The 22883-nt window shown below is 63.7% G+C and carries 25 protein-coding genes; 11 read left to right on the forward strand and 14 right to left on the reverse strand.

The features are described from left to right. Window positions 1–2: 2 nt before the first annotated feature. The 6 genes from CCOY_RS05520 to CCOY_RS05545 form a co-directional block, all read right to left on the reverse strand. The gene (locus tag CCOY_RS05520) at window positions 3–749 is read right to left on the reverse strand and encodes an ABC transporter permease (protein WP_092102338.1); all 747 of its coding nucleotides are present in this window, start codon (window positions 747–749) and stop codon (window positions 3–5) included. Then, entirely contained in the window at window positions 746–1660 is a 915-nt protein-coding gene (locus tag CCOY_RS05525; protein ID WP_092102341.1) for an ABC transporter ATP-binding protein, read from the reverse strand. Before CCOY_RS05525 ends, CCOY_RS05520 begins: the two co-directional genes overlap by 4 nt. An 83-nt stretch (window positions 1661–1743) precedes the next feature. Then, a complete protein-coding gene (locus CCOY_RS05530; RefSeq protein WP_092102344.1) occupies window positions 1744–2424 on the reverse strand; it encodes a response regulator in 681 nt (226 codons plus the stop codon). Then, window positions 2421–3533, reverse strand: a complete 1113-nt coding sequence (locus tag CCOY_RS05535; RefSeq protein WP_092102346.1) for a sensor histidine kinase — start codon at window positions 3531–3533, stop codon at window positions 2421–2423. Before CCOY_RS05535 ends, CCOY_RS05530 begins: the two co-directional genes overlap by 4 nt. Window positions 3534–3588: 55 nt before the next feature. Further along, entirely contained in the window at window positions 3589–3873 is a 285-nt protein-coding gene (locus CCOY_RS05540) for a metal-sensitive transcriptional regulator (RefSeq protein WP_070452265.1), read from the reverse strand. Window positions 3874–3908: 35 nt separating this feature from the next. Then, a complete protein-coding gene (locus tag CCOY_RS05545) occupies window positions 3909–6017 on the reverse strand; it encodes a heavy metal translocating P-type ATPase (RefSeq protein WP_092102349.1) in 2109 nt (702 codons plus the stop codon). 174 nt (window positions 6018–6191) lie between these two features. Here CCOY_RS05545 and mnmA point away from each other — a divergent pair, with 174 nt between their 5' ends. Then, window positions 6192–7277, forward strand: a complete 1086-nt coding sequence (gene mnmA, locus CCOY_RS05550) for a tRNA 2-thiouridine(34) synthase MnmA (RefSeq protein WP_092102352.1) — start codon at window positions 6192–6194, stop codon at window positions 7275–7277. Then, window positions 7274–8125 carry a uroporphyrinogen decarboxylase/cobalamine-independent methonine synthase family protein gene (locus tag CCOY_RS05555; RefSeq protein WP_092102355.1) on the forward strand — a complete coding sequence of 284 codons (852 nt, stop codon included), beginning with the start codon at window positions 7274–7276 and terminating at the stop codon, window positions 8123–8125. Before mnmA ends, CCOY_RS05555 begins: the two co-directional genes overlap by 4 nt. Window positions 8126–8132: 7 nt before the next feature. Here the strand turns inward: CCOY_RS05555 and CCOY_RS05560 are convergent, their stop codons facing one another. The 3 genes from CCOY_RS05560 to CCOY_RS05570 are packed head-to-tail and all read right to left on the reverse strand — an operon-like array spanning window position 8133 to window position 9628. Continuing rightward, a complete protein-coding gene (locus tag CCOY_RS05560) occupies window positions 8133–8807 on the reverse strand; it encodes a 3'-5' exonuclease (protein ID WP_092103077.1) in 675 nt (224 codons plus the stop codon). Between the two features lie 45 nt (window positions 8808–8852). Continuing rightward, window positions 8853–9473, reverse strand: coding sequence for a Fic family protein (locus CCOY_RS05565; RefSeq protein ID WP_070422997.1), 621 nt, complete (start codon window positions 9471–9473; stop codon window positions 8853–8855). Continuing rightward, complete coding sequence (locus tag CCOY_RS05570) at window positions 9464–9628, reverse strand: hypothetical protein (RefSeq protein ID WP_167594517.1); 165 nt, start codon at window positions 9626–9628, stop codon at window positions 9464–9466. The genes CCOY_RS05565 and CCOY_RS05570 overlap by 10 nt, the downstream gene beginning before the upstream one ends. A gap of 127 nt (window positions 9629–9755) precedes the next feature. Here CCOY_RS05570 and ligA point away from each other — a divergent pair, with 127 nt between their 5' ends. Then, window positions 9756–11783: an NAD-dependent DNA ligase LigA gene (gene ligA / locus CCOY_RS05575; protein WP_092102358.1), complete on the forward strand. Its 2028-nt coding sequence runs from the start codon at window positions 9756–9758 to the stop codon at window positions 11781–11783. On the opposite strand, the gene CCOY_RS05580 is transcribed toward ligA, so the two are convergent. From CCOY_RS05580 to CCOY_RS05595, 4 genes are read right to left on the reverse strand one after another with little or no spacing between them, the layout of a single operon-like run. Further along, a complete protein-coding gene (locus CCOY_RS05580) occupies window positions 11728–12006 on the reverse strand; it encodes a hypothetical protein (RefSeq protein WP_070829343.1) in 279 nt (92 codons plus the stop codon). The two genes, ligA and CCOY_RS05580, sit on opposite strands and share 56 nt — an antisense overlap. After that, complete coding sequence (locus CCOY_RS05585; protein WP_070829344.1) at window positions 12003–13016, reverse strand: serine hydrolase domain-containing protein; 1014 nt, start codon at window positions 13014–13016, stop codon at window positions 12003–12005. The genes CCOY_RS05580 and CCOY_RS05585 overlap by 4 nt, the downstream gene beginning before the upstream one ends. After that, complete coding sequence (locus tag CCOY_RS05590; protein ID WP_092102362.1) at window positions 13016–13480, reverse strand: ArsR/SmtB family transcription factor; 465 nt, start codon at window positions 13478–13480, stop codon at window positions 13016–13018. Before CCOY_RS05590 ends, CCOY_RS05585 begins: the two co-directional genes overlap by 1 nt. Before the next feature lie 51 nt (window positions 13481–13531). After that, on the reverse strand, window positions 13532–14197 hold the full coding sequence (locus tag CCOY_RS05595; RefSeq protein WP_070452292.1) for an ACT domain-containing protein: 666 nt from the start codon (window positions 14195–14197) through the stop codon (window positions 13532–13534). Between the two features lie 101 nt (window positions 14198–14298). Between CCOY_RS05595 and gatC the strand changes: the two genes are divergently transcribed. From gatC to CCOY_RS05620, 5 genes are all read left to right on the forward strand, one after another. Continuing rightward, the gene (gene gatC, locus CCOY_RS05600) at window positions 14299–14598 is read left to right on the forward strand and encodes an Asp-tRNA(Asn)/Glu-tRNA(Gln) amidotransferase subunit GatC (RefSeq protein ID WP_070422994.1); all 300 of its coding nucleotides are present in this window, start codon (window positions 14299–14301) and stop codon (window positions 14596–14598) included. A 3-nt stretch (window positions 14599–14601) separates the two neighbouring features. Continuing rightward, window positions 14602–16083, forward strand: a complete 1482-nt coding sequence (gene gatA / locus CCOY_RS05605) for an Asp-tRNA(Asn)/Glu-tRNA(Gln) amidotransferase subunit GatA (protein WP_092102365.1) — start codon at window positions 14602–14604, stop codon at window positions 16081–16083. 22 nt (window positions 16084–16105) lie between these two features. Beyond that, the gene (locus CCOY_RS05610) at window positions 16106–17392 is read left to right on the forward strand and encodes an MFS transporter (protein WP_244268717.1); all 1287 of its coding nucleotides are present in this window, start codon (window positions 16106–16108) and stop codon (window positions 17390–17392) included. Window positions 17393–17402: 10 nt separating this feature from the next. Then, window positions 17403–18434: an ATP-dependent 6-phosphofructokinase gene (locus tag CCOY_RS05615; protein ID WP_070484362.1), complete on the forward strand. Its 1032-nt coding sequence runs from the start codon at window positions 17403–17405 to the stop codon at window positions 18432–18434. A 75-nt stretch (window positions 18435–18509) separates the two neighbouring features. Further along, entirely contained in the window at window positions 18510–19514 is a 1005-nt protein-coding gene (locus CCOY_RS05620) for a bile acid:sodium symporter family protein (RefSeq protein WP_092102371.1), read from the forward strand. 9 nt (window positions 19515–19523) lie between these two features. On the opposite strand, the gene CCOY_RS05625 is transcribed toward CCOY_RS05620, so the two are convergent. Beyond that, window positions 19524–20477 carry a GNAT family N-acetyltransferase gene (locus tag CCOY_RS05625; RefSeq protein WP_092102374.1) on the reverse strand — a complete coding sequence of 318 codons (954 nt, stop codon included), beginning with the start codon at window positions 20475–20477 and terminating at the stop codon, window positions 19524–19526. A 101-nt stretch (window positions 20478–20578) separates the two neighbouring features. On the opposite strand from CCOY_RS05625, the gene gatB reads away from it, so the two are divergent. From gatB to CCOY_RS05640, 3 genes are all read left to right on the forward strand, one after another. Then, window positions 20579–22081 carry an Asp-tRNA(Asn)/Glu-tRNA(Gln) amidotransferase subunit GatB gene (gene gatB, locus CCOY_RS05630; protein WP_070484358.1) on the forward strand — a complete coding sequence of 501 codons (1503 nt, stop codon included), beginning with the start codon at window positions 20579–20581 and terminating at the stop codon, window positions 22079–22081. A 126-nt stretch (window positions 22082–22207) separates the two neighbouring features. Further along, window positions 22208–22450 carry a type II toxin-antitoxin system Phd/YefM family antitoxin gene (locus tag CCOY_RS05635; protein ID WP_070422983.1) on the forward strand — a complete coding sequence of 81 codons (243 nt, stop codon included), beginning with the start codon at window positions 22208–22210 and terminating at the stop codon, window positions 22448–22450. Beyond that, window positions 22447–22866 carry a type II toxin-antitoxin system VapC family toxin gene (locus CCOY_RS05640; protein ID WP_092102377.1) on the forward strand — a complete coding sequence of 140 codons (420 nt, stop codon included), beginning with the start codon at window positions 22447–22449 and terminating at the stop codon, window positions 22864–22866. The genes CCOY_RS05635 and CCOY_RS05640 overlap by 4 nt, the downstream gene beginning before the upstream one ends. Window positions 22867–22883: the final 17 nt, after the last annotated feature.

Raw genomic sequence — 22883 nt, forward strand, 5'->3', positions numbered from 1 at the left:
GTCTAGATCTCCTTTCGATCCAGGGCTTTGGTACCGGCGACCAAGACCGCTACGGCGAGGACGAGGTAGCCGCTCCACAGCACCCAGCCGGGCTGCGACGGGGTGACCCCTGCTTCAGTGAATCCGAACGGGAGGATCACTGCGACGTACCCGAAAGGATTGACTGCAGCCAGCCACGGTGGGGACAGCAGTGATGCGATGCCAAAGAACCCGCCGACGACCCCGACGGCGAGCACGACAAGTTGCGACTCGACAAGCGCGGCGAGCAGCAGCATCACAGCGAGGAGCGCAAGCGTGGTGCCCGCGACACCGAGACCGAAGCGCAGCCATGTCTCCAGCATCGCTCCGCGCGGTGCAGGCGCGCCCATCGCGACAGGCAGCGCTATGGCCCCAGCGAACTCAATACACTTTGCGACGACAACTACCACCGTCGCAACACCAAACTTTCGAAGGAGCAGCGCCCCAGGCCGAGTTCCTGCGATGGCGTTGAGCCGCCACCCGCCGTTGACGTGCTCCGTATCCACGATGCGGCTGGCCACCAGCGCCAACTGCAACGGGGTCAGAAACGCCAGCGCCATGGCGATTCCGATGAGATGTCCCGCCCATGCGGTATCTGGGTTGGCCTGGAATGCGGCGGCGTTGTCGCCTGCGAAGAGACTCATGTTGGCGAATAGGACGATCCCCACCGTCATGAGCAGGCTCAGCCACACGATTTTGGTGCGTTTCAGTTTGGCGAATTCCACCATCATGCGCCTGCCACCTCGTCGTTGGTCAAGCCGATGAAGATGTCCTCGAGGCTGCGGCGCTTGCGCAGGACCTGGTGGAGTGGCACGCCGTGTGCAACCAAAAGGGCGATGGTATCGGCGAGGTGGTCGTCGTCAAGCCCGGAAAGCTCCACACCACCCTCGACCCGTTTCGGTTGCAATGCGCGAAGGACCGAGACCGCAGTCGCAGCATCCGGCGTCTGGATGAACACATCCGGCAACTGCGCGCTGTACAGCTCGTCTTGGGAGCCCTGGAACACGAGCTTGCCGTGATTGATGATGGTCAGATCGGTCGCCATCTTCTCGATCTCTGACAACAGGTGGCTCGACACCAGCACGGTGCGGCCCTGGTCGCGGGCGAGGCTGATGATGAGTTCGCGGATCTCCTCAATGCCGGCGGGGTCGAGGCCGTTGGTGGGCTCGTCGAGAATAAGTAATTGTGGGTCGCGTGCGAGTGCCATCGCGATGCCGAGGCGCTGCTTCATGCCCAGCGAATAGTTTTTCACCAGTTTGTCCATCTGACCCTCGAGGCGCACTAGCGACACGGCGCGGCGCACCGCTTCGGGATCGGCGCCGAGCAGACGCGCGACAATACGCATGTTTTCACCACCTGTGAGGTGTGGGTAAGCGGCGGGGGCTTCGATGAGCGAGCCGACACCGGCAAGGACATGCGCGCGGTTCGCTCGCGTCATGGGGTGTCCGAGCACGCTGATGTCGCCGTGCGTGGGGGTGATGAGGCCGAGCAGCATCTTCATCGTGGTGGATTTGCCGGAGCCGTTCGGGCCGAGCAGGCCGTGCACCACGCCGGGGGCGACCTTGAGGTCGAGGTTGTGGACGACGTCTGTGTGTCCATAGGTTTTGGTCAGACCGTGGGTCTGAATAATCGGTGTTTCCATGTCCTCAAGGCTCGCGCATGACACGGGCCTTCCGCGTCGGCACAGGGCACGATTTTGGGCGTGATACCCAGGTATGACGCGGCTTAGGAATCCAACAGATCCGCGCGCGAGACCAACCCGGTCCGGTACGCGAAAAGGGCCGCGTGCACCCGGTCGCGCGACTGCGTCTTCGCCAGCACCCGGCCCACGTGCGTTTTCACCGTGGGCATGGAGATGAACATCCGCTCCGCGATCTCGCCGTTGCTCCAGCCCCGGGCAATCGCGATGAGTACTTCGCGCTCGCGTTCGGTGAGCTCACCCAGCGCGAGGCGGTCGGCGGCGGACAGGGCCACAGCCTTCTCTGTCGGAGCAGCAAGCGTTGCGACGATCCGGTTCGTCGCCCGCGGCGAAATCACCGCGTCACCGCCTGCAACCGTGCGGATCGCGTCCAGCAGCGCCTCCGGTTCCGCGTCCTTGAGCAGGAACCCGCTCGCGCCCGCGCCAATCCCGCCGAGCACGTAGGCCTCGTCGTCGAACGTGGTCAGCACGATCACCTTGGTGTCCGGATGGTGCTGGGTGATACGCCGGGTGGCCGCGATGCCGTCGAGGACGGGCATTTGCACGTCCATAAGCACAATGCCCACCGGATCGCTGTCGCACGCCTGCACTGCCTCCTCGCCGTTCGCGGCAAGCCAGCGGACCTCCATGTCCGGCTGGGAGTCCAGCACGTTGCGGATGCCGTGGAGAAACAACGCTTGGTCGTCTGCGAGTCCGAGAGTGATCATGAGTTCAGCGGGATCCTTGCCATTGTGGTACAGGTGCCGGCGGGGGTGGCGGACGCGGTCACCGTGCCACCGGAAAGCGCCGCGCGCTGCCGCATGCCCTCCACTCCGTGGCCCGGACGAGTGGTCGCGCCGGGAGCGACCGGGTTCGTCATTTCAACCACGACGTTATCTGCGCCCCAGCGCACCGCGAGCTCGGCGTGGCCGGTGCCGTGCTTCATGGCGTTGGTCAGGGACTCCTGCACGATGCGCTGGACGGTAAGCGCGGTGGCCGGGGCCAGGTGCTCGGGAGGGGTGCCCTCGGCGGTGTATGCGACGTTAAGCCCGCCCGCGCGGCTGGTGGCGACCAGGCCGTCGATGTCCAGTTGCGTTGTTGGTTCAACGGGGCGCTGTTCAGGGGCGCGGAGCAGCTCCACCACGCCGCGCATCTGGCGCAGCGAGTCGCGGCCGACGTTGCCGATGGTGCGCAGCGCCTCGTCCTTCGCCTCCGGGGTGGCGGCAAAGCGCGCGCCGTCGGCCTGTGCGACGATGACGGTCAGCGAGTGGGTGACAATGTCATGGATCTCTCGCGCGAGGTGGGCGCGCTGCTCCTGGGCATCGCGCTCGAACTGCTCACGCTGTCGGGCCAGATCCTTCTCCGCGGTCTCCTCGGCACGGCGGCGCAGCTCGCCGAACAGCAGCGCCACGGTCAGCAGAATGATGCTCCAGAAGACGTAGGGGAGTCGCTCGGCAGGCTCGAGCGCGGTGAGCGCGGGGATGACGAACGCGGTGGCTGCGGCGTCGCCAAGCAGCAGTGCACCCGTGGCGAAGTCGCGGTGCGGGGCGGGCAGGTGGCGCCTGGCGATGTAGGCGGCGAGCGGCGCCACGGCGATTGTGCCGACGGGGAGCGATGCGCAGAACGCCGCGGGAATGAGCACCGTAAGGATCGCAGCGAACGTTTCCAGTGGCCAGCGCCAGCGGGTAAACGGGGCCGCAACGGCGCAGGCCAGCAGTGCGAGCCCGACGACCAACTGCCGCGAATCCGGCAGCAGCCCAACTAGGCAGGGGACCAGCATGAATGCTGCCATGTTCGCATTGCGGATCCGCACTGCGCGGGTAGTGGAAAAGTTCATGGCCGTCCACGCTACTTAGCGCCGCGGGCTGTCGCGTCGTACCGCAGTATGACGTTTAGGACTTCACCAGCCGCGCGATAGCGGCAGACGCCTCTTTGATCTTGTCCTCGGCTTCTTGCCCGCCTTTGATGGCATTGGCGACGCAGTGCTCCAAGTGATCGTCCAGCAAGCCCAGTGCTACGCCCTTCAGCGCTGCGTTGACGGCGCTGATCTGGGTGAGGATGTCGATGCAGTAGGCGTTTTCGTCGATCATGCGGTGAATACCGCGGGTCTGCCCCTCGATACGTTTGAGCCGAGCGAGGTAGCGGTCTTTATCGCTGATGTAGCCGTGGTCGTTCATTATGGGTCTCCTTGTTTGGTGTGGACGGTACCGGGCTACTTGGACCGGTTAAGTATCCGGTCGGTGCTGCTCTGTGGGGTGAGGTCGAGTCGGCGGAGCAGTTGCGCGTTGAGGGCGACGACGACGGTCGAGGCAGACATCAGGATCGCACCGACGCTCATCGGCATCACGAAGCCGATTGGAGCGAGGATACCGGCGGCCAGCGGCACGGACAGCAAGTTGTAGCCGGCCGCCCACCACAGGTTCTGCTTCATCTTCCGGTAGGTCTCTCGCGAGAGCTCAATGACCGAGAGCACAGATCGCGGATCAGAGCTTGCCAGGATGACCTCCGCCGAGCCGATGGCCACGTCGGTGCCCGCACCGATCGCGATACCGACATCGGCCTGGGCCAGCGCCGGTGCGTCGTTGACACCGTCGCCGACCATGGCGACCTTGTGGCCCTCGGCTTGCAGTTCCTTGACCTTTGCGGCCTTGTCCTCCGGCCGCACACCGGCGAAGACCCGATCGATGCCCAATTCGCCCGCTACGGTGTTCGCCACGGCCTGCGCGTCGCCGGTGATCATGACGACTTGAGCACCCGATGCGTGCAGTGCGTCGACGGCGTCGCGGGATTCGGGGCGGATCTCGTCGGCAAGCCGGAGTGCTCCGATCACCTCGCCGTCGGCGAGAACGTGGAGAATGATCGCGCCCTCCTTTCGCCACTCGTCGGCGACCGGAAGCTCCGCGGCGGAATGCTGCTCAAGCAGGTAGGGGCCACCGACCTCGATTACCTCACCGTCGACAGTTGCTTTCACACCCACGGCTGGCGATGAAGAGAAGTCGGTGGCCTGCGGCACGGCCACATCGCGAGCTTGAGCGGCCCCAGTGATGGCACGGGCGAGCGGGTGCTCGCTGTCTGCTTCAGCGGCCGCTGCCAGGGCCAGCACGTTCGTTTCCTCGTACCCGCGCACGGGTTCGATCGCGGTGACGGTGGGCTCACCCTTGGTCAACGTGCCGGTCTTGTCGAACAACACAGCGTCGACTGAGCGCATCGATTCGAGCGCGAGCCGATCCTTGATCAATACCCCGCCGCGTGCCGCGCGCTCAGTCGCGATTGAGACGACCAGCGGGATGGCAAGGCCGAGGGCGTGGGGGCAGGCGATGACGAGCACCGTGATAGTGCGCACTACCGCGTCATTTGGCACACCGACGACGGTCCAGACCACAGCGGTCAGAATGGCGGCGCCGAGGGTGAACCAGAACAGCAAGGCAGCAGCCTTGTCCGCGAGACGTTGCGCGCGTGACGACGATTCCTGCGCATCGGTGACGAGCTTTTGAATGCCGGCCAGCGCGGTGTCGCCACCCGTGGCCGTTACTTCGATGCGCAGGCCCGAGTCTGTCGCGATGGTGCCAGCGACCACGTGCTCGCCTTCACCGCGGCGCACCGTTTTCGATTCACCGGTGACCATCGACTCGTCCATGCTGGCGCTGCCGTCGACAATTGTGCCGTCGGCAGGCACGGACGCGCCGGGCCGCACGATCACGACATCGCCGACCTCAAGATCCGCCGGAGTGACCTTCACCACTTCGTCGCCGTCGATCTTTTCGGCCTCGTCGGGCAGAAGAGCGGCGAGCGAATCCAGGGCCGAGGTGGTTTGGGCGAGGGAGCGCATCTCGATCCAGTGCCCCAGCAGCATGATGACCACCAGCAGCGCCAGTTCCCACCAGAAATTCAGCCCACGGTCCAGCAAGTTCAGGCTCGCACCCCAAGACGAGACGAAGGCGACCGTGATCGCGAGCGCGATCAGCAGCATCATGCCGGGTTTGCGGGAGCGGATCTCTGAGACCGCCCCGGTCAAGAACGGCCGGCCTCCCCAGAGGTAAATGACTGTGCCCAAAAGTGGTGAGATCCACCGGGCCCATTCCGTGTCTGGCAGCTGATAGCTGATGAGATGGGCGAAAGTGCTGTTGAACCCGACGACCGGGATCGCGAGAACCAGCATGATCCAGAAGAGTCTGCGGAACTGGGCAACGTGATCACCGTGTCCTGCGTGTCCTGCGTGGTCGTGACCACCGTGTCCTGCATGGGCCTCGTGAGCGTCATGCTCATGATGGCTGGCGTGCCCACCGGGTTCGGTGCCGGAGTGGGCGTGCCTGTCGTTCATGGTTCTGTCCTTTCGTTGCTATTCGTGGTTGTGATCGGTTCGGCCGCGCCGGGGGCTAGTGCGGCGACCGTCTCCCACGTTAATACCCCATGGGGGTATAAGTCCAGGGGGTGGTCTCGATGCATGCAGCCGGACGTTTCACCTTTCGTGGGCGCGGGACTACACTGCGCCGACATGCGAGTATTAGCGGCGATGAGCGGGGGAGTCGACTCTTCAGTTGCGGCGGCGCGTCTTGTGGAGGCCGGCCACGATGTTGTCGGCGTGCACCTTGCATTGAGCAAAGATGCGCAGCAGACGCGAGAGTCTGCCCGCGGGTGCTGCTCGCTCGAGGACTCTGCCGATGCGCGTCGCGTGTGCGACAAGCTGGGCATCCCGTTTTACGTGTGGGATTTCTCTGACCGGTTTAAAGAAGAGGTCATTGACAACTTCGTGTGGTCGTATGAGAACGGCGAGACCCCAAACCCGTGCCTGCGTTGCAACGAGAAGATCAAGTTCGCGGCTCTGCTGGACCGTGCGGTCACGCTCGGCTTCGATGCGATTGCCACAGGGCACTACGCAATTATCGACGACACCGGCAACCTGCGTCGCTCGACCGACCCGAACAAAGACCAGTCGTATGTGCTCGGCGTGCTGACCCGCGACGAGTTGGACCGCTGCATCTTCCCGGTCGGTGATACGGAAAAACCCCAGATCCGCGAGGAGGCCGCCCGCCACGGGTTTGCTACTGCCTCCAAACCGGATTCTTACGACATCTGCTTCATCCCCGATGGCAACACCCAGGCGTTTCTGGGGCGCTCCATCGGCATGCGCCCCGGCATGATTCGGGACACCGAAGGCAACGAACTCGCCGAGCACGACGGCGCGTTCCAGTACACGATCGGCCAGCGCAAGGGCTTGAACCTCCGCGTGCCTGCCGCTGACGGCAAGCCGCGCTACGTCACCGATGTGGACACGGCCACCGGCACCGTGACCGTCGGCCCGCGCGACGCGCTGCGCGTCACGGAGATCACCGCCGACCGCCTGAAAGTGCTGCACCCGGCGATGGCCGACGCAGCCGAGTTCGAGGCAAACGTGCAGATCCGCGCCCACGGTGGCGTTGTGCCGTGCACTGCGCGTATCGCGGGCGACCAGATGACGCTTACCCTCCACCAGCCACTCGAGGGCGTGGCCCGCGGCCAGGCAGCGGTGTTGTACCTGCCTGACCCGGATGGCCTGGGCGACATCGTGCTCGGCTCAGGCACGATCTGCGCGACAGCATGATCGCACCAACCGCGTTCGGCATCGGGCCCCTGCCCGGGACAGATCTGGCAAAGGCTGCCGATGTCGTGCTCTCCGAGTCACCGCTGCCGCACGTCCCGCAACTGCCGGACCGCGGCGTCGGCTCCGATCTCATTGGGCGCACCGCAGCGCTGCTCGAGATCCCAATCGCGCCGGGCCCGCGCGGGTGGCGCGTTGCCGCCCGTAAGCGCGCAGACGCCGACCGCATGGTGCGTGACCTCGACCACCTCGAGGAGCTCTGGCACGGCAAAGTAGACACGGTCAAGGTGCAGCTTGCTGGCCCGTTCACGCTCGCCGCCGAGGTAGAGATGGCCAACGGCCACCGCATGATCACCGACCCCGGCGCGCTGCGCGACCTCACCGACGCGCTGCTCGAAGCCTGCAACCAGCACCGCAGCGATGTCGCCGGCCGCTTCGGCGCCACGGTGCTCCAACTCGACGAGCCACGCCTCGGCGACGTCATGGCCGGCACGCTCAAAGGCGCGACTGACTACGAAACCATCGCGGCGATCCCGGAGCCACAGGAGACCCTGCAACGCTTCGGCGAGCATCTGTTGCACACGCCTGTGCTTATCGACGACACCCCGTGGCAGACCACCGACCCCCGCACCTGCAACCGCGACGCGCTGGCGCGTCTGCTCGATACGGGGACGCGCATCGCGATCCCGACCATGCAGCCGCGCGAACTGTATCGCGTGTTCGACGAGTTACAGATCGACCCGGCACAGACCCAGATCGATGTGTACGCCGAGCCGGCAGACACGCTGCTTGCAAGCGCGCGCAGTTACGCTGCCGCTCGCGAAATGCACGAAGAACTGGCAAGCCAGTAAAAGTGAGTTAGCCCTGCATTGGCCAGGCGGTGAGCACACCTGAGGCGTCGCGCCCGTTGGCCTCAAAGTACTTCTTGCGATCGGTCTGCATGCGGAAGTACTCCACGGCCTGCCACTCCATGAGGTCGCCAGACTCCATCTGGGCGAGGTCTGGGTAGGCCTTGCGCACCTGCATCCAGGCGACACGGGCGGCAGCGAACGCGTCGGCGGTTGCCTCGTGTGCGTTGTCGATGCGCACCCCGTAGTGCTCGCACATCGCGGTCAGGTTGCGTGGGCCCTTGCGGTAGCGGTCCTTCGCGCGGTCGACCACCAGCGGGTCGAACACGGGGCCGGTGACGGTGAAATCACCGGTGAGGTTGCGCAGCACCGTTAAGTCGTAGGGGGCGTTAAACACCACGAGCGTCAGGCCGTCTTCCCAGCCCTTCTTGATCGCCTCGACGGTCTCGCGCACCACCTCGTCGTGGTCGCGCCCCTCCGCGCGCGCCTTCTCCGTCGTAATACCGTGCACCTTGGCGGCTTCTTCGGGGATTTCAATCCCGGGATCGGCGAGGGTTTCGTTGGCGTCGACCACGCCGTCGTCGATACGCACAAGCGCAGACGTGACCACGCGAGCCTCGCGCGGGTTAGCGGAGGTGGTCTCCAGGTCGAAGGAGAGCATGCGGGAGGCATCGAATGTGGCCATGCCGGTCATTGTAACGAGCGCGCCGACACGAGTGATCCAAAGTCGTTAACCGAGCTTCCGGACTCCGATAAAGCTGGAGAGCGGAGTTGGATCTCGATTGAGGTCATAAGTGCGCAACAGGTCGATGTACACGCTCTTATCCAGGTCCCAGTCGTATTCATAAGTATGGGGAAGACCCTGTGACGCAGCAAATACGAGATCAGCCATGAGACGGGTGACTCGGCCGTTACCGTCGGTGAACGGATGGATACGAACTAGCTCAGCGTGGGTAGCAATACCCAACTGTCTGGCGGTGAGTAACGAAGCCTCTGCTTGATAACCAAGATTGCCAAAGGAAGCATGTAACTCAGTGGAAATGAATTGCGGATCCACACCGATATTGAGCCCAGTGCGACGGAACGCTCCAGACCAGGTCCAGATGCCGTCGAATAACCACCGGTGAAGCTCGACAAGGAACGATGTTGTCAGTATCTCGTCGAGATGAAGTTCCGAATTGTCGATGTCCTCGAGAACCCTCGCACGAGTAACTGCAAGGGTCTGCTGTTCGAGGCTATGAATTGTGAGCTTGTCAGGGATACGGTCAAAATGTTCGAGCAGCGCCGGTTCGAGCGCACTCATCTCATCTCCGTCGAGCGGGGTTTCGCCGTAGCCGGGGTCTAACCCCATCCGCGTTCCTCGAAAAGCCGTGAGAGGATTTGCTGTTCAAGCTCGGACGGTTCGTAGGTCTCAGGAACGGCACGGCTCTCAAGAGCCATCGAGGCACGTGCAGCGCGGATCGATGCCCCGGATGCTTCAAAGCATTGCGCGTGTGTTGCTGTCATGTTGTGCCTCCCTTCTTCTAGCGCATTGTAGTAGCAGATCGAGTGCCTTGCGGAATACAACCTGGTGAACTTGGGAGGCCTGCTGCAAGCGACAGGATGATTGTTTTAACACCTACACTGGCTCCTCGTGAGTGAAATTTCCGCTGATCTGCACCGTGAATGGGACGAACTAGCCGCCGAGGTCCGTAAGCACCGCGACCTGTATTACAACGGCCAGCCGGTAATTACCGACGCTGAGTTCGACGAGATGTTCCGCCGCCTCCAGAAGATGGAGGAGGATCACCCGGAGTTGGCGGTGCCGGATTCGCCAACGAAGCAGGTCGGCGCGCCGACGGCCGATTCCGCGTTCGCGGACGTAACACACCCCGAGCGCATGATGAGCCTGGATAACGTGTTCTCCGAAGAGGAGATGCGCGAGTGGCTGGACAAGACCCCGGGGCCGTACCTGGCGGAGTTGAAGATCGACGGGCTGTCCATCGACCTGATCTACGAAAACGGGGAACTGACCCGCGCAGCAACGCGTGGCGACGGCACTACCGGCGAGGACATCACCGCCAACGCGCGCGTCATCGAGGACATCCCGCACAAACTCACTGGCGACGCACCCGCGTTCCTCGAGGTCCGCGGCGAGGTATTCATCCGCCCTGAGGACTTCCCGGAACTCAATGAGTTGCGCCAAAAGGAAGGCGGCAAACCGTTCGCCAACCCCCGCAACACGGCAGCCGGCGGCCTACGCCAGAAGAATCCGGAGGACGTGAAGAAGCGCAAACTGCGCATGATCTGCCACGGCATCGGCGCACGCGAGGGCTTTACCCCCGAGACCCAGCATGAGGCGTACGAGAAACTCGCCGAGTGGGGCCTGCCGGTCTCTGAGTACACGCGCCGGGCTGAGACTGCGGACGATGTGCTCAAGGCCGTGAAGTACTGGGGTGAGCACCGCAATGATGCGATCCACGAGATGGACGGGCTTGTGGTCAAGGTGGATTCCGTCGCTGAACAGCGCGGGCTTGGCGCGACGTCGCGCGCGCCGCGTTGGGCGATTGCCTACAAGTATCCGCCGCAGGAGGTGACCACGAAACTGCTCGACATTGAGGTCTCTGTCGGTCGTACGGGCCGCGCGACGCCGTATGCGGTGCTGGAGCCGGTGTTCGTCTCAGGCTCGACGGTGTCTATGGCAACCCTGCACAACCAGCATGAAGTCAAGCGCAAGGGCGTGATGATCGGCGACACCGTGGTGGTGCGCAAGGCCGGCGAGATTATCCCCGAGGTGCTGGGCCCCGTTGCAGATCTTCGCGACGGCACCGAGCGCGAATTCGTCTACCCCGAGAACTGCCCCTCGTGCGGCACGAAACTTGCTCCCGCGAAGGAGGGCGACGCGGACTGGCGCTGCCCGAATACCCGCTCGTGCCCCGCACAGCTCGCCACCCGCCTGGAGTACATCGCATCACGCGGCGTATTCGATATCGAGGCACTCGGCGAGAAGGGCGCGGTCGACCTCATTGCCTCCGGGGTGCTGGAGGACGAAGCGAAGCTGTTCGACCTCACCGAGGAGGACCTGAAAAAGTCCAGCGTGTACACCCGCAAGGACGGCGAGGTCAACGCCTCCGGCAAGAAGCTCCTGGCCAACCTGGAAACCGCGCGGCACGCCGACCTGTGGCGCGTGATCGTGGCGCTATCCATCCGCCATGTCGGCCCCACCGCGGCTCGCGCGCTCGCGTCGCGCTTCCACTCGATGCAATCGCTTATCGACGCCCCCGTGGCCGACCTCGCCGAAACCGACGGCGTGGGCGACGTGATCGCCGAGAGCTTCAAAGAGTGGTTCACCGTGGACTGGCACCAAAACATCGTGGACAGCTGGGCCGCAGCCGGCGTGACTATGGAGTCGGACGATCAGGACCGCGCCCCGCAGACGCTGGAGGGGCTGACCATCGTCGCCACCGGCACGCTGGAGGGCTTCACCCGAGATGAAATTAAGGAAGCCATCCTGTCCCGCGGAGGCAAGGCGGCGGGTTCGGTGTCGAAGAAAACCGACTATGTGGTCGTCGGTGAAAACGCCGGCTCCAAGGCAGCGAAAGCCGAAGAGCTGGGCCGGCCGATCCTCACCGAGGCGCAGTTTGTGCAGCTGCTCGAGGGCGGCCCCGACGCGCTTGCGTAAGGCGCGCGGCGCTGAGGCCGACCAGCGCTGCCGCCCAGACGGCGAGGGCCCACCACAGCCAGATGGGGAACTGGCCGTTCCAGTTCACGCCGAATGAGAGCAACCACATCACCACTGCGGTGATGACCGCGTTGACGAGGGCGTAGATGGGGCCCTTGGCATTCCGCACGGCGCCGAAGGTCGAGGACGCAAGGAGCAGCAGAATCATGACGAGTGCGATCATCGGGTTTCCTCCATCAGGTCGATGCCGAGCGCGTCTACCCAGGCTTCGGTGTCGCCCGCGACGAACGCGGCGCGACTGTGGTCGGCGCGTTCCGGGTCCCAGACCAGCATGGTGCGGAAACCGCCGGTGCCGCCGTTGTGGAACGTGATTTCTTCACCGCCTCCGTCGAGGCTTGCCCAGCCATAGTCGGGCACACCGTGCGAGGACACCCATTCCACGTATTTGGCCATGTCGGCAGCAGTGGAGCGGATCGCGCCAGCCGGGGCCCAGCCGTCCATGTCCCACGGGCCGGCGGGGTGCCCGTTGGCGGCCAGGCCTGTCGGTGCTTCGTCGACGGTGCCAGGTAGCGCCACGTAGGTCGACGTCATGCCAGCGGGCTCGAAGATTCGGGTGCACAGCAGTTCGTCGTAGGGCACGCCGGCGTGTATGGCCAGCAGCTGGCCGAGCAGCGCGTGGCCGTAGTTTGAGTATTGTTCCTCGCCGCGGTTGTTCAGCTCGGCGGAACCGGCGGCGTCGAGTATGTCCTGCGGTGTGTCGCGCCGGTAGGGATTGCCGCCGTCGCGGATGTTCGCCACGAACATGTCCGCGAGGCTCAGACTTTCGGTGGGGGCGAGCCCGGAGGTGTGGTTGAGCAGCTCCTCGATGGTCACATCGGCGACGGGGGCGGAGGGGACGTCGATAAGCTCCTGCACCTGAGTATCCAGGCTGAGCTCGCCGGCGTCGATGAACTGGCGGACAAGCTCCGCGTTGAATGTTTTGGTGATCGAGCCGATTTCGAAGTCATTGTGCTCGTCGGCGCCGAGGCCGCCGAAGCGGACTTCGCCGTCGTCGTAGGTGAAGGCGGCGAGGTTGCGGTGGCCGTCTTCCGCGAGGTGTTCGAGGGCGGAGGAGATCTCGGCATCGCCAGTGTGCTCAGAGGCCACGGAAATGTCGCGGGGGCCGGTGGAGAGCATCAACGCGGCGGCGATGGCGGCGGCGATTACGCCGGCAGCAATGTTGGTAGCGCGCATCAGTGGTCCTCTCCGGCGATCACGATCGCCATGAGCGGGATAACGCGGGCCGGGGGAATCTCGAACATCCCGCCCTGCTTGCGCACCCAGCCGGCGGCCTGCAGTTCCTTCAGGTGGTGGTACGCGGTGCCGGTGGAGGAAACCAGCTCAGATTCGACCAGCTCCGTCACGCTCGCCGGTGCAGCTAAAAGGTGGCGCAAGATGGCGCCGCGGACGGGGTGCGCGAGCGCGGCGATGCGGTCCATTGCGTCGTCCCACGGTTGGTCCGTGATCCACGCTGTTGGGCGGATCCATTCGTAGGAGTAGGTGCCGGTCGGCAGTGTGATGTCGCCGGCGAAGGACACTCTGCCTTGCTCTGTTTCTTTGCTGGAACCGGGGAGTGGGGAGGGCTCGGGTGGTGATGCGTGTTCGAGCGCGGCGACGCGTGCTTCGAGGTCAGAGAGGCGTGCTTCAATCGGTTGCATGCTTTCTAGAATTACAGAATTCTAGAAAGCATGCAACGGCTGAGGTCTGCGCTAGCGCAGGATCGCGCCGATGATGTAGCCCAAATCGCCGACCTCGCGCACCTCGGAGGCCAAGAAATCGGGACCGCCCACACGGCCGACGACGAGCACGAGGTCGGTGCCGTGCAGGGGTGCCACGGTCAGGGCGGTGTCCAACTGGAACCAAGACTCTGGCACCCATTCGTCGAAATCGGGCTGCAAGATGCGCGCGCCCTCGATTGCGGGCATCTGCGGGGTGGAACCGTCATCCTCGGGCGCGGCGGAGGAGGCAGCGACGCGCTCCAAACCGGCGTCGGTGTTGCTCAGCACCACCGCCCAGGAGGAGGTGACGGCCTTCGGCATGACGTTGACCAACTCTTCGAGCGTGTCGGCCTGTTTGCCCGAATGTGCCGCGATCTGGGCGAGCATTTGGATCTGTCCGCGGCGGTCGACGCGCCCGGTGAAGGGGCGGATCGAGTCCACTTCGGCGCCGTCGACGGATGCGACGGCGGTGATCAGGGTGTCCACCATGACTCCGGTGGGCAGGGTGACCACGATGTCGTCGGTCACGGTGCCGTCGAGTGAGGACTCGACGATGTCCACGGAGTTGATGTCGGCCTCCACGATGCCGAACGCCTCAGCGAGCTGGCCGAGGCTGCCCGGCACATCGGGGAGTGAAACGCGGATGAGGTACGACATGGCCTTATTTATAGCAACTGGGGGAGAAGAAGCGGTGGCGCGACGTGACGTAAGATAAGGCGCGTTAATCGCAACCCACGTTATGCCGAAGGGATGGGACTGTGGCTGAGATTTCACGCGACGAGGTGTCGCGCATCGCACGCCTGGCGCGAATTGCGCTGAAAGACGAGGAGCTGGACACGATTGCCCAGCAGCTGGACACGATTGTGGAAGCAGTGTCGAAGGTGCAAAGCGTGGACACCGAGGGCGTGACCCCGATGAGCCACCCGCACTCCATCGACGCCGGTATGCGCGCCGATGTGGAAAAGAAGGTGCTGACGCAGGAGCAGGCGCTGGATCAGGCGCCGGCTGTGGAGGACGACCGCTTTATGGTGCCGCAGATTCTCGGAGAGGGAGACTAAACGATGACGCAGTACACGATTCCGGCAGAGGGGCTCGTCGCAAAGCCAGCGCACGAACTTGCGGCGATGATTCAGGCTGGCGAGGTCACCTCGCGCGAAGTTACCCAGGCGTTTTTGGACCGCATCGCGGAGATTGACGACGAATTGGGGGCCTTCCTGCACGTTGGTGCCGAAGAGGCCCTGGCTGCGGCTGACAAGGTCGACGAGCAGGTAAAGAACGGCGAGGAGCCAGCGTCTGCGCTCGCTGGTGTGCCGCTGGCACTGAAGGACTTGCTGGTCACCACGGACGCGCCGACGACGGCTGCGTCGAAGATGCTTGAGGGCTACATGAGCCCGTACGACGCTACTGTGGTCAAGAAGCTGCGCGCCGCTGGCATCCCGATTCTGGGCAAGACCAACCTGGATGAGTTTGCCATGGGCTCTTCCACGGAGAACTCCGCGTACAAGCAGACGAAGAACCCGCACGATTTGGAGCGCGTCCCGGGTGGTTCCGGTGGCGGCACCGCTGCGGCGCTTGCATCTGGTGAGGCCCCGCTGGGCATCGGTACCGACACGGGCGGCTCGATCCGCCAGCCGGCATCGCTCACCGGCACCGTTGGCGTGAAGCCGACCTACGGTGGCGTGTCGCGCTATGGCGTGATCGCCTGTGCGTCCTCGCTCGACCAGGTTGGCCCGTGCGCGAACAATGTGCTTGATACTGCGCTGCTGCACGAGATCATCGCTGGCCACGACGAGTTCGACGCTACCTCCGTGGACCGCGAGGTTCCGGCGTGTGCCGACGCAGCTCGTGAGGGCGTTTCGGGTGACCTCAAGGGCGTCAAGATCGGACGCGTCAAGCAGTTCGAGCGCCCCGGCACCCAGGAAGGTGTCAAGGAGGCCATCGACGCCGCCTACGCTCAGCTCGAGCGCCAGGGGGCTGAGATTGTCGAGGTCGACTGCCCGAGCTTCGACGACGTCATGGGTGCGTACTACATCATCCAGATGTCCGAGGTGAGCTCGAACCTCGCGCGTTTCGACGGCATGCGTTACGGCCTGCGCGTCGGCGACGACGGCTCCCGCTCCGCAGAAGAGGTGATGGCCGCAACTCGTGGTGAGGGCTTCGGTGCTGAGGTCAAGCGCCGCATCATCTTGGGCACTTACGCGCTGTCGGTGGGTTATTACGACGCCTACTACCTGCAGGCGCAGCGTGTGCGCACCCTGATCGCCCAGGACTTTGCCAAGGCGTTCGAGGGCTGCGATGTCATTGCAGCACCGTCTGTGCCGTCGACCGCCTTCAAGTTGGGTGAAAAGGTCGACGACCCGTTGGCGATGTACAACTTCGACCTGTTCACGCTGCCGCTGAACCTGGCTGGTTTGCCGGGCATGTCGGTTCCGGCGGGCAACGCCTCCGATACCGACCTTCCGGTTGGTCTGCAGTTGATCGCCCCGGCGTTCGAGGACGCACGCCTCTACCGCGTGGGTGCCGCATTTGAAGCCGGCCGTTAATCCCTGGAATACCCTCGCAGCCTTGGCTGCGGGGTATTTTCTTGTCCTGATCGACCAGGGCTTCATGCCCGTGATCACCCCGCTTCTGCCGTACGAGGTCGGCGGCGCGGTGTGGCTGACCAGTGTGTACTTGCTGTGCACGGTCGCGCCCATGCCGGCCACGGGACGGCTTGGCGACGCCTTCGGGCAGCGCCGCATGTTCCTCACCGGCCTGACCGTCTACGTGGCGGCGCTGGCACTAGCGGGCGCGTCGTGGTCGTTCGGTTCCCTGATCGTCGCGCGTGCGCTCCAGGGCTTCGGCGCGGCGGTGTTCCTGCCGCAAGCCTTCGGTCTGATCCCGCGCGTGTTTGCCGCCGACAAGCAGGGCCGCGCGTTCGCCGTGTGGGGCGTGATCGGCTCGGTGGCCTCGCTCATCGGGCCTGTCGCCGGCGGCGCGATCGCGCAGTCCCAGGGTTGGCGTGCGGCGTTCTACGCCCAGGCGGGGCTCGGGGCGGTTGCGCTGGTCGCCGGTGTCATTGCGCTGCCGCGATTAACGACGACAGGGGAGCGGGTCACCTTATTACCGATCGTGCTGTCCTTCGGCGGGCTTGGGCTGTTGGTCTACGGCATCCAGTTCGGCTATTGGCCCTCGATCCTGTTCGGTGTGTTGCTGCTGGGCGTGCTCGTTCTGTCAGCACGCAACGGCACCGATGACGGGTTCCTACCAATCGAGCTCCTTTCGGACCGCGCTTTTGCACTAGGCACACTCGGCGTGGCCTCCATGGGGTTCACCGTCGCCTCGATGTTTATCCCGCTGATGTACTGGCTGCAGACGGTCGCAGGGGCCTCGCCCTCGGCGGCGGGCCTGATCACAGCACCGATGTCGGTGCTCGCGCTGGTGCTCACGCCGGTGGCCGGCTACCTGACGGATCGGCGCAACCCCGGCAAGCTCTGCGCGATCGGGTTCACGCTCAGCGCTGTGGCGCTGGTGCTGGCGATCGCGCTCATCAACGCCGGCGCTAACCTGTGGTGGTTCACCGCAGTCACGGCGCTGCTCGGTATCGGTGGCGCGTTTGTGTGGGCGCCGAACGCGGCAGTCACCATGCGCGGCATCACCGAGGGACAGACCGGCGCTGCGTCCGGGTTGTACAACACCGCGCGCCAGGTTGGCAGCGTGCTCGGCGTGGCACTCGTGGGGGCAGTGCTCGCCTCCGGAGAGATCGATGTGACGGCGTCGAAGGCGCTGGTGTTGCCGGTTGTGGCGATGGTGGTGGGCGTGGTGTCGTCGATACGCATTGCGCCGCGGGCAGGGGCAGGCGCAGCGCGCTAGGCTGGCGTGCATGCGACTTGCCACGTTGACCTCTGGAGGAGATTGCCCCGGACTAAACGCCGTTATCCGCGGCGTGGTCCGTACCGCGAACACCGAATACGGCTCCACCGTCGTTGGATACCGCGACGGTTGGGTCGGTTTGATGGAGGACCGCAGGGTCGATCTTTACGACGACGCCTACATGGACTCCCTGCTTCTACGCGGCGGCACGATTCTGGGCACGGGGCGACTGCACCCGGACAAGTTCAAGGCTGGAATCGACACGATTAAGGCCAACTTGGACGATGCTGGCATCGACGCACTGATCGCCATCGGTGGTGAGGGCACGCTCAAGGGTGCGAAGTGGCTCTCCGACAATGGCATCCCGGTTGTGGGCGTGCCGAAGACGATTGACAACGACGTTGCCGCGACCGACTACACCTTCGGGTTCGACACCGCAGTGTCCGTGGCCACCGACGCGATCGACCGCCTGCACACCACAGCAGAATCCCACAACCGCATCCTGATCGTGGAGGTCATGGGCCGCCACGTCGGCTGGATCGCCCTGCATGCCGGCATGGCGGGTGGTGCGCACTACACCGTGATCCCCGAGGAGCCGTTCGATATTGCGGAGATCTGCAAAGCCATGGAACGCCGCTTCCAGATGGGGGAGAAGTACGGCATCATCGTCGTTGCCGAAGGCGCGGTGCCCAAGGAGGGCACGATGGATGCTGGCCTCGGCGAAGAAGACGAGTTTGGCCACAAGACCTTCAATGGCATGGGCCAGATCATTGGCGACGAAGTGAAGAAGCGCCTCGGCTACGACGTGCGCACCACCGTTCTTGGACATATTCAACGCGGAGGCACGCCGACCGCCTACGACCGCGTGTTGGCCACCCGCTACGGTGTGCACGCCACCCGCGCGGCACACGACGGCAACTTTGGCAGCTGTGTGGCCTTGCACGGCGAGGACATCGAACTTGTTGCGCTCGAGGATGCAGTGGCGCAACTCAAGACCGTCCCGGAGCGCCGCTACGCCACCGCGAAGGCGATGTTCACCTAGGACAGCGCAGGGGTTTCCTAACAGAATCTCCAAAACGGCCCGCGAGTCCATATTGTGAGAGTAGAATCTCACGCTATGAGTCAATCGCGTCGTGGGGCGACCACCGCCGAAGATCGTTCGGCCCTGATCGCCTCTGTTGTCTTCCCGATCCTCGTCGTTGTCGGCGGCTGCATCGGATACTTCACCCCGTCTGTCGTCGCGCCGATTACCGGGGGGACAACCTGGCTTCTGGGCGTGGTCATGTTTGGCATGGGCCTGACGTTGAAAGTCGCCGACTTTGCGATCATCGCGAAGCGTCCGACGCCTGTGCTGATCGGAGTGATCGCGCAGTTTGTCATCATGCCGGTACTGGCGGTGCTCATTACGTGGATGCTGAATCTGCCACCGGAAATCGCAGCTGGTGTCATCCTCGTCGGCTGCGCCCCGGGCGGCACGACCTCCAACGTGGTGACCTACTTGTCACGCGGTGATGTGGCGCTGTCGGTGGCGATGACCACGGTGTCCACGCTGCTCGCGCCGATCTTCACGCCACTGCTCACCCTGTGGTTGGCGGGGCAGTACCTGCCAGTAAGTGCTGGTTCGATGGCGATCTCCACGGTCAAGATGGTGCTGCTTCCGGTCCTGCTCGGCCTCGCGATTACGTTCTTTCTACCGAAGATCGCCCAAGCGATCTTGCCAGCGCTTCCGTGGATTTCTGTCGTCGCCATTGGGGCGATCGTCGCGATCATCGTCTCGGGTTCACGGGACAAGATCGTCGAAGCGGGTCTGCTTGTCTTGGTAGCTGTGATGATCCACAACCTGCTCGGCTACGCGCTTGGCTACTTCACCGGCAAGGGGACGAAGCAAACCGAATCGGCCTCGCGCACCATCGCGGTGGAAGTCGGCATGCAAAATTCTGGCCTCGCCGCCACGCTCGCTGTGCAGTACATGACCCCGCTTGCCGCGCTGCCGGGTGTCATCTTCTCGGTCTGGCACACCCTGTCCGGCGGGATCTTCGCCATGGTCATGCGTCTTCGCGATGACCGCGCGAAGCGTGCCGAGAACCCAGCAGCGCCTGCCGCAGAACCCATGGTGGTCTAGGGCCATCCACTACAAGTCGCCGCGACGTGCCACCCACACGAACGCGGCGATCTTTTTACGCCCGACAGCGAGCGCATTGCCTAGCGACGGCCCATTGCCCGCATGAATCGTTCCCCACAACGTGTCGCCGGGGTGCGCGGGAAGAACGTCGCACAGGTGCTGCATGGCGGCGGGGGCGAGGCCGCGGCCGCGCGCGTGGTCGTCGAGAAGAAACTCGTAGACCTGAAACCCGCGCATCCCGTTGGCGTCGTCGCGCGCTGCGGCGATAACGCCGGCGCGTTGGCCTCCAACTTCCACTGCGTACAGTGCGCCTGTTTCTGCGCAACTTTGCAACTGCGGCAATGTCGCTGCTTCGGTCCAGGTCGCCACGTCGGGCGTTTGCTTCACGACGTTGCCGAGCACCTCATCTGCGTACCCCGTCATCTCCTCGGGGGCTGCTGGAACGAGACGCACCCGGTGGCTCTGCGGGCGGCGTGGTGCAGCGCGCAGTTCGGAGACGAGGCCAGCAACGATCCACTGATCCACATCGGCGCTCTCCGGCGGGTTGGGCAATTCGAACCGGATTGCAACCGGCACAAAATCAGCGAACTCGCGGTGCAACTGTGCTGCATACGGTGCTAACCCGTCGTACTGCGGTGATACGGACGTAGCGACGACATGCACAAACGGCTTCTTGGGATCCAGCCCCAAAAAGCGGATGCCGGCGACGCACCAGTGACCATCAGTGAACTCAACGTGCCGGTTCGCCCACGCAAGCGGGTCCTCTACGGTCGGCCCGCCGATGCTGTTGAGGTGATCGCGGAATCCGGCGCCGAACTCGTCGTTAGCCACATGCTCTGCTTGCGGGCGCATCTCCTCCGTCGCGAGGTAGAAACGTTCTTCCTCCGAGTACCAGTCGCGCAGCTGGCTGGGCATCCAGGCCGCATAAGCACTCGCCATTTGGGCAAGCAATGCGTTCGTCATCGTTAGTGCCTTTCCGTCTGAGGGAAGTTTTTATTTTAGGTACGTGTCGCCACGGCGAGCTGTAGCGCGAGCGAATCGGGTAGGGCAGTAGAATGGCCGGCATGACTGCCTACGATCTGATGGATTACGACGAGGTACTGGAAAAGTACGACCCGGTTATGGGGCTTGAGGTGCACGTCGAGCTCGCTACTGAGACGAAGATGTTCTCCACGGCCTCTGCCCACTTCGGTGCGGAGCCGAACTCCAACGTTGACCCGGTTTCGCTCGGCCTGCCGGGCGCACTGCCGGTGGTCAACGCCAAGGGTGTGGAGTGGGCAATCAAGATCGGCCTGGCGCTGAATTGCAAGATTGCGGAGTCATCCCGCTTCGCGCGTAAGAACTACTTCTACCCGGACCAGCCGAAGAACTACCAGATCTCCCAGTATGACGAGCCGATTGCGTACGACGGCTACCTGGACGTCGTGCTCGAGGACGGCACCGAGTGGCGTGTGGAAATCGAACGCGCACACATGGAGGAGGACACCGGCAAGCTCACCCACCTGGGCTCCGCGTCCGGTCGTATTACTGGCGCGACCGCTTCGCTCGTGGACTGCAACCGTGCCGGCGTGCCCCTGATTGAGATCGTGACCAAGCCGATCATCGGCGCTGGCGAGCGCGCCCCGGAGGTGGCGAAGGCATACGTCGGTGCTCTGCGCGAACTGGTCAAGGCGCTCGGTGTTTCCGACGCTCGTATGGACCAGGGCAGCATGCGTTGTGACGCCAACGTGTCGCTTCGCCCAGTCGGCCAGGAAGAGTTCGGTACCCGCACCGAGACCAAGAACATCAACTCCCTGAAGTCGGTCGAGCAGGCCGTGCGCTTTGAGATGCAGCGCCAGGCTGCCGCGTTGGAAAACGGCGAGGAGATCGTCCAGGAGACCCGCCACTACCAGGAGAAGGACGGCTCCACCTCGAAGGGACGTCCGAAGGAAGAGGCATCCGACTACCGCTACTTCAACGACCCGGACCTGCCGCCGGTGATCGCGAAGCCGGAGTGGGTTGAGGAAATCCGTGCGACCCTGCCCGAGTTGCCGTGGGTGCGCCGCGCTCGCATCCAGGAGGAGTGGCAGCTGCCGGAGAAGGAGTTCCGTGACCTGGTCAACGCTGGTGCGCTGGATCTCATCGTGGACACAGTGGAAGCTGGCACGACCCCGGACGAGGCTCGTTCCTGGTGGGTGTCCTACATCGCGGGCAAGGCCAATGAAGCAGGCAAAGACCTGGACGCGCTTGGCGTTACCCCGAACGACGTCGCACGCGTGGTTGCGTTGGTCAAGGAGGGCAAGCTGACCACCAAGCTCGGCCGCCAGGCGATCGACGGTGTGATTGAGGGGGACGGCAACGTTGATGAGGTCGTCGCAAAGCGTGGGCTTGAGGTCGTGCGCGACGACGGCGCTATCGAGAAGGCTGTCGACGACGCACTTGCCGCCAACCCAGACATCGTGGAGAAGTACCGCGCAGGCAACAAGAAGGTCACCGGCGCAATCGTCGGCGCCGTAATGAAGGCCACCCAGGGTAAGGCAGACCCGGGCCAGGTCAACCAGCTCATCGCGAAGAAACTCGCGGAGTAACCTTCAGCGAAGCACCACACAGCCGGCCCCGACTGATGTACGGGGCCGGCTGGTTCTTCTTTGGTGAGTTGTAGGTAATGGTAACAATGCATATCCTGTAGGTACGTACCTGCAGGGAGGTGTGTTATGACCGCTATTTCCGCCAGAGAATTCAATCGGGATGTCAGTGCCGCGAAGCGCGCCGCGCTCGATCACCCTGTGATCATTACTGATCGTGGGGAGCCGTCACACGTTCTGCTGTCGATCGACGACTATCGTCGGCTCTCATCGTCAGAAACTGGGTGGGTAAAAGCAGTTCAAATGAAGGATGAAGATATAGAATTCGACCCTCCACGAGCTGAATTTAAAGTGCGGAGTCTCGACCTGTGAGGTATTTATTCGATACCAACGTTATTAGTGAGCTGCGGAAGCCGCCCGGCCGAGTGAATCCTCGAGTGGCGAGTTGGGCCGACAACCTGGCAGAGGGAAACGTATACATCTCTTCCATCTCAGTTTTTGAGATCGAAAGAGGAATTCTGCTCAAGCAACGTACGGATCCAGTGCAGGCTGAAAGGTTGCGCGACTGGTTCAATGGTCAAGTTAAAGTTCAATTCAAAGGGCGCATTCTTCCTTTTGATGAGGACGTAGCCTCTGTGGCGGCTGCGATGCACGTCCCAGACCCGAAAGTGACTGCGGATTCTTTTATCGCTGCTACCGCTCAAGTACATAGCCTTATCGTTGCGACACGGAATACCCCTGGCTTTGAGTCGATGGGCGTTGAGCTAGTTAATCCCTGGGAGATGTAACCACGAAACGCGAAAGC

Source organism: Corynebacterium coyleae (assembly GCF_030408635.1).
GTDB lineage: Bacteria > Actinomycetota > Actinomycetes > Mycobacteriales > Mycobacteriaceae > Corynebacterium > Corynebacterium coyleae.

Coding starts and splice junctions, on each gene's coding strand:
- CCOY_RS05520 (WP_092102338.1), bottom strand. CDS start 749: ATGATGGTGGAATTCGCCAAACTGAAACGCACCAAAATCGTGTGGCTG.
- CCOY_RS05525 (WP_092102341.1), bottom strand. CDS start 1,660: ATGGAAACACCGATTATTCAGACCCACGGTCTGACCAAAACCTATGGA.
- CCOY_RS05530 (WP_092102344.1), bottom strand. CDS start 2,424: ATGATCACTCTCGGACTCGCAGACGACCAAGCGTTGTTTCTCCACGGC.
- CCOY_RS05535 (WP_092102346.1), bottom strand. CDS start 3,533: ATGAACTTTTCCACTACCCGCGCAGTGCGGATCCGCAATGCGAACATG.
- CCOY_RS05540 (WP_070452265.1), bottom strand. CDS start 3,873: ATGAACGACCACGGCTACATCAGCGATAAAGACCGCTACCTCGCTCGG.
- CCOY_RS05545 (WP_092102349.1), bottom strand. CDS start 6,017: ATGAACGACAGGCACGCCCACTCCGGCACCGAACCCGGTGGGCACGCC.
- mnmA (WP_092102352.1), top strand. CDS start 6,192: ATGCGAGTATTAGCGGCGATGAGCGGGGGAGTCGACTCTTCAGTTGCG.
- CCOY_RS05555 (WP_092102355.1), top strand. CDS start 7,274: ATGATCGCACCAACCGCGTTCGGCATCGGGCCCCTGCCCGGGACAGAT.
- CCOY_RS05560 (WP_092103077.1), bottom strand. CDS start 8,807: ATGGCCACATTCGATGCCTCCCGCATGCTCTCCTTCGACCTGGAGACC.
- CCOY_RS05565 (WP_070422997.1), bottom strand. CDS start 9,473: ATGGGGTTAGACCCCGGCTACGGCGAAACCCCGCTCGACGGAGATGAG.
- CCOY_RS05570 (WP_167594517.1), bottom strand. CDS start 9,628: ATGACAGCAACACACGCGCAATGCTTTGAAGCATCCGGGGCATCGATC.
- CCOY_RS05580 (WP_070829343.1), bottom strand. CDS start 12,006: ATGATCGCACTCGTCATGATTCTGCTGCTCCTTGCGTCCTCGACCTTC.
- CCOY_RS05585 (WP_070829344.1), bottom strand. CDS start 13,016: ATGCGCGCTACCAACATTGCTGCCGGCGTAATCGCCGCCGCCATCGCC.
- CCOY_RS05590 (WP_092102362.1), bottom strand. CDS start 13,480: ATGCAACCGATTGAAGCACGCCTCTCTGACCTCGAAGCACGCGTCGCC.
- CCOY_RS05595 (WP_070452292.1), bottom strand. CDS start 14,197: ATGTCGTACCTCATCCGCGTTTCACTCCCCGATGTGCCGGGCAGCCTC.
- gatA (WP_092102365.1), top strand. CDS start 14,602: ATGACGCAGTACACGATTCCGGCAGAGGGGCTCGTCGCAAAGCCAGCG.
- CCOY_RS05615 (WP_070484362.1), top strand. CDS start 17,403: ATGCGACTTGCCACGTTGACCTCTGGAGGAGATTGCCCCGGACTAAAC.
- CCOY_RS05620 (WP_092102371.1), top strand. CDS start 18,510: ATGAGTCAATCGCGTCGTGGGGCGACCACCGCCGAAGATCGTTCGGCC.
- CCOY_RS05625 (WP_092102374.1), bottom strand. CDS start 20,477: ATGACGAACGCATTGCTTGCCCAAATGGCGAGTGCTTATGCGGCCTGG.
- gatB (WP_070484358.1), top strand. CDS start 20,579: ATGACTGCCTACGATCTGATGGATTACGACGAGGTACTGGAAAAGTAC.
- CCOY_RS05635 (WP_070422983.1), top strand. CDS start 22,208: ATGACCGCTATTTCCGCCAGAGAATTCAATCGGGATGTCAGTGCCGCG.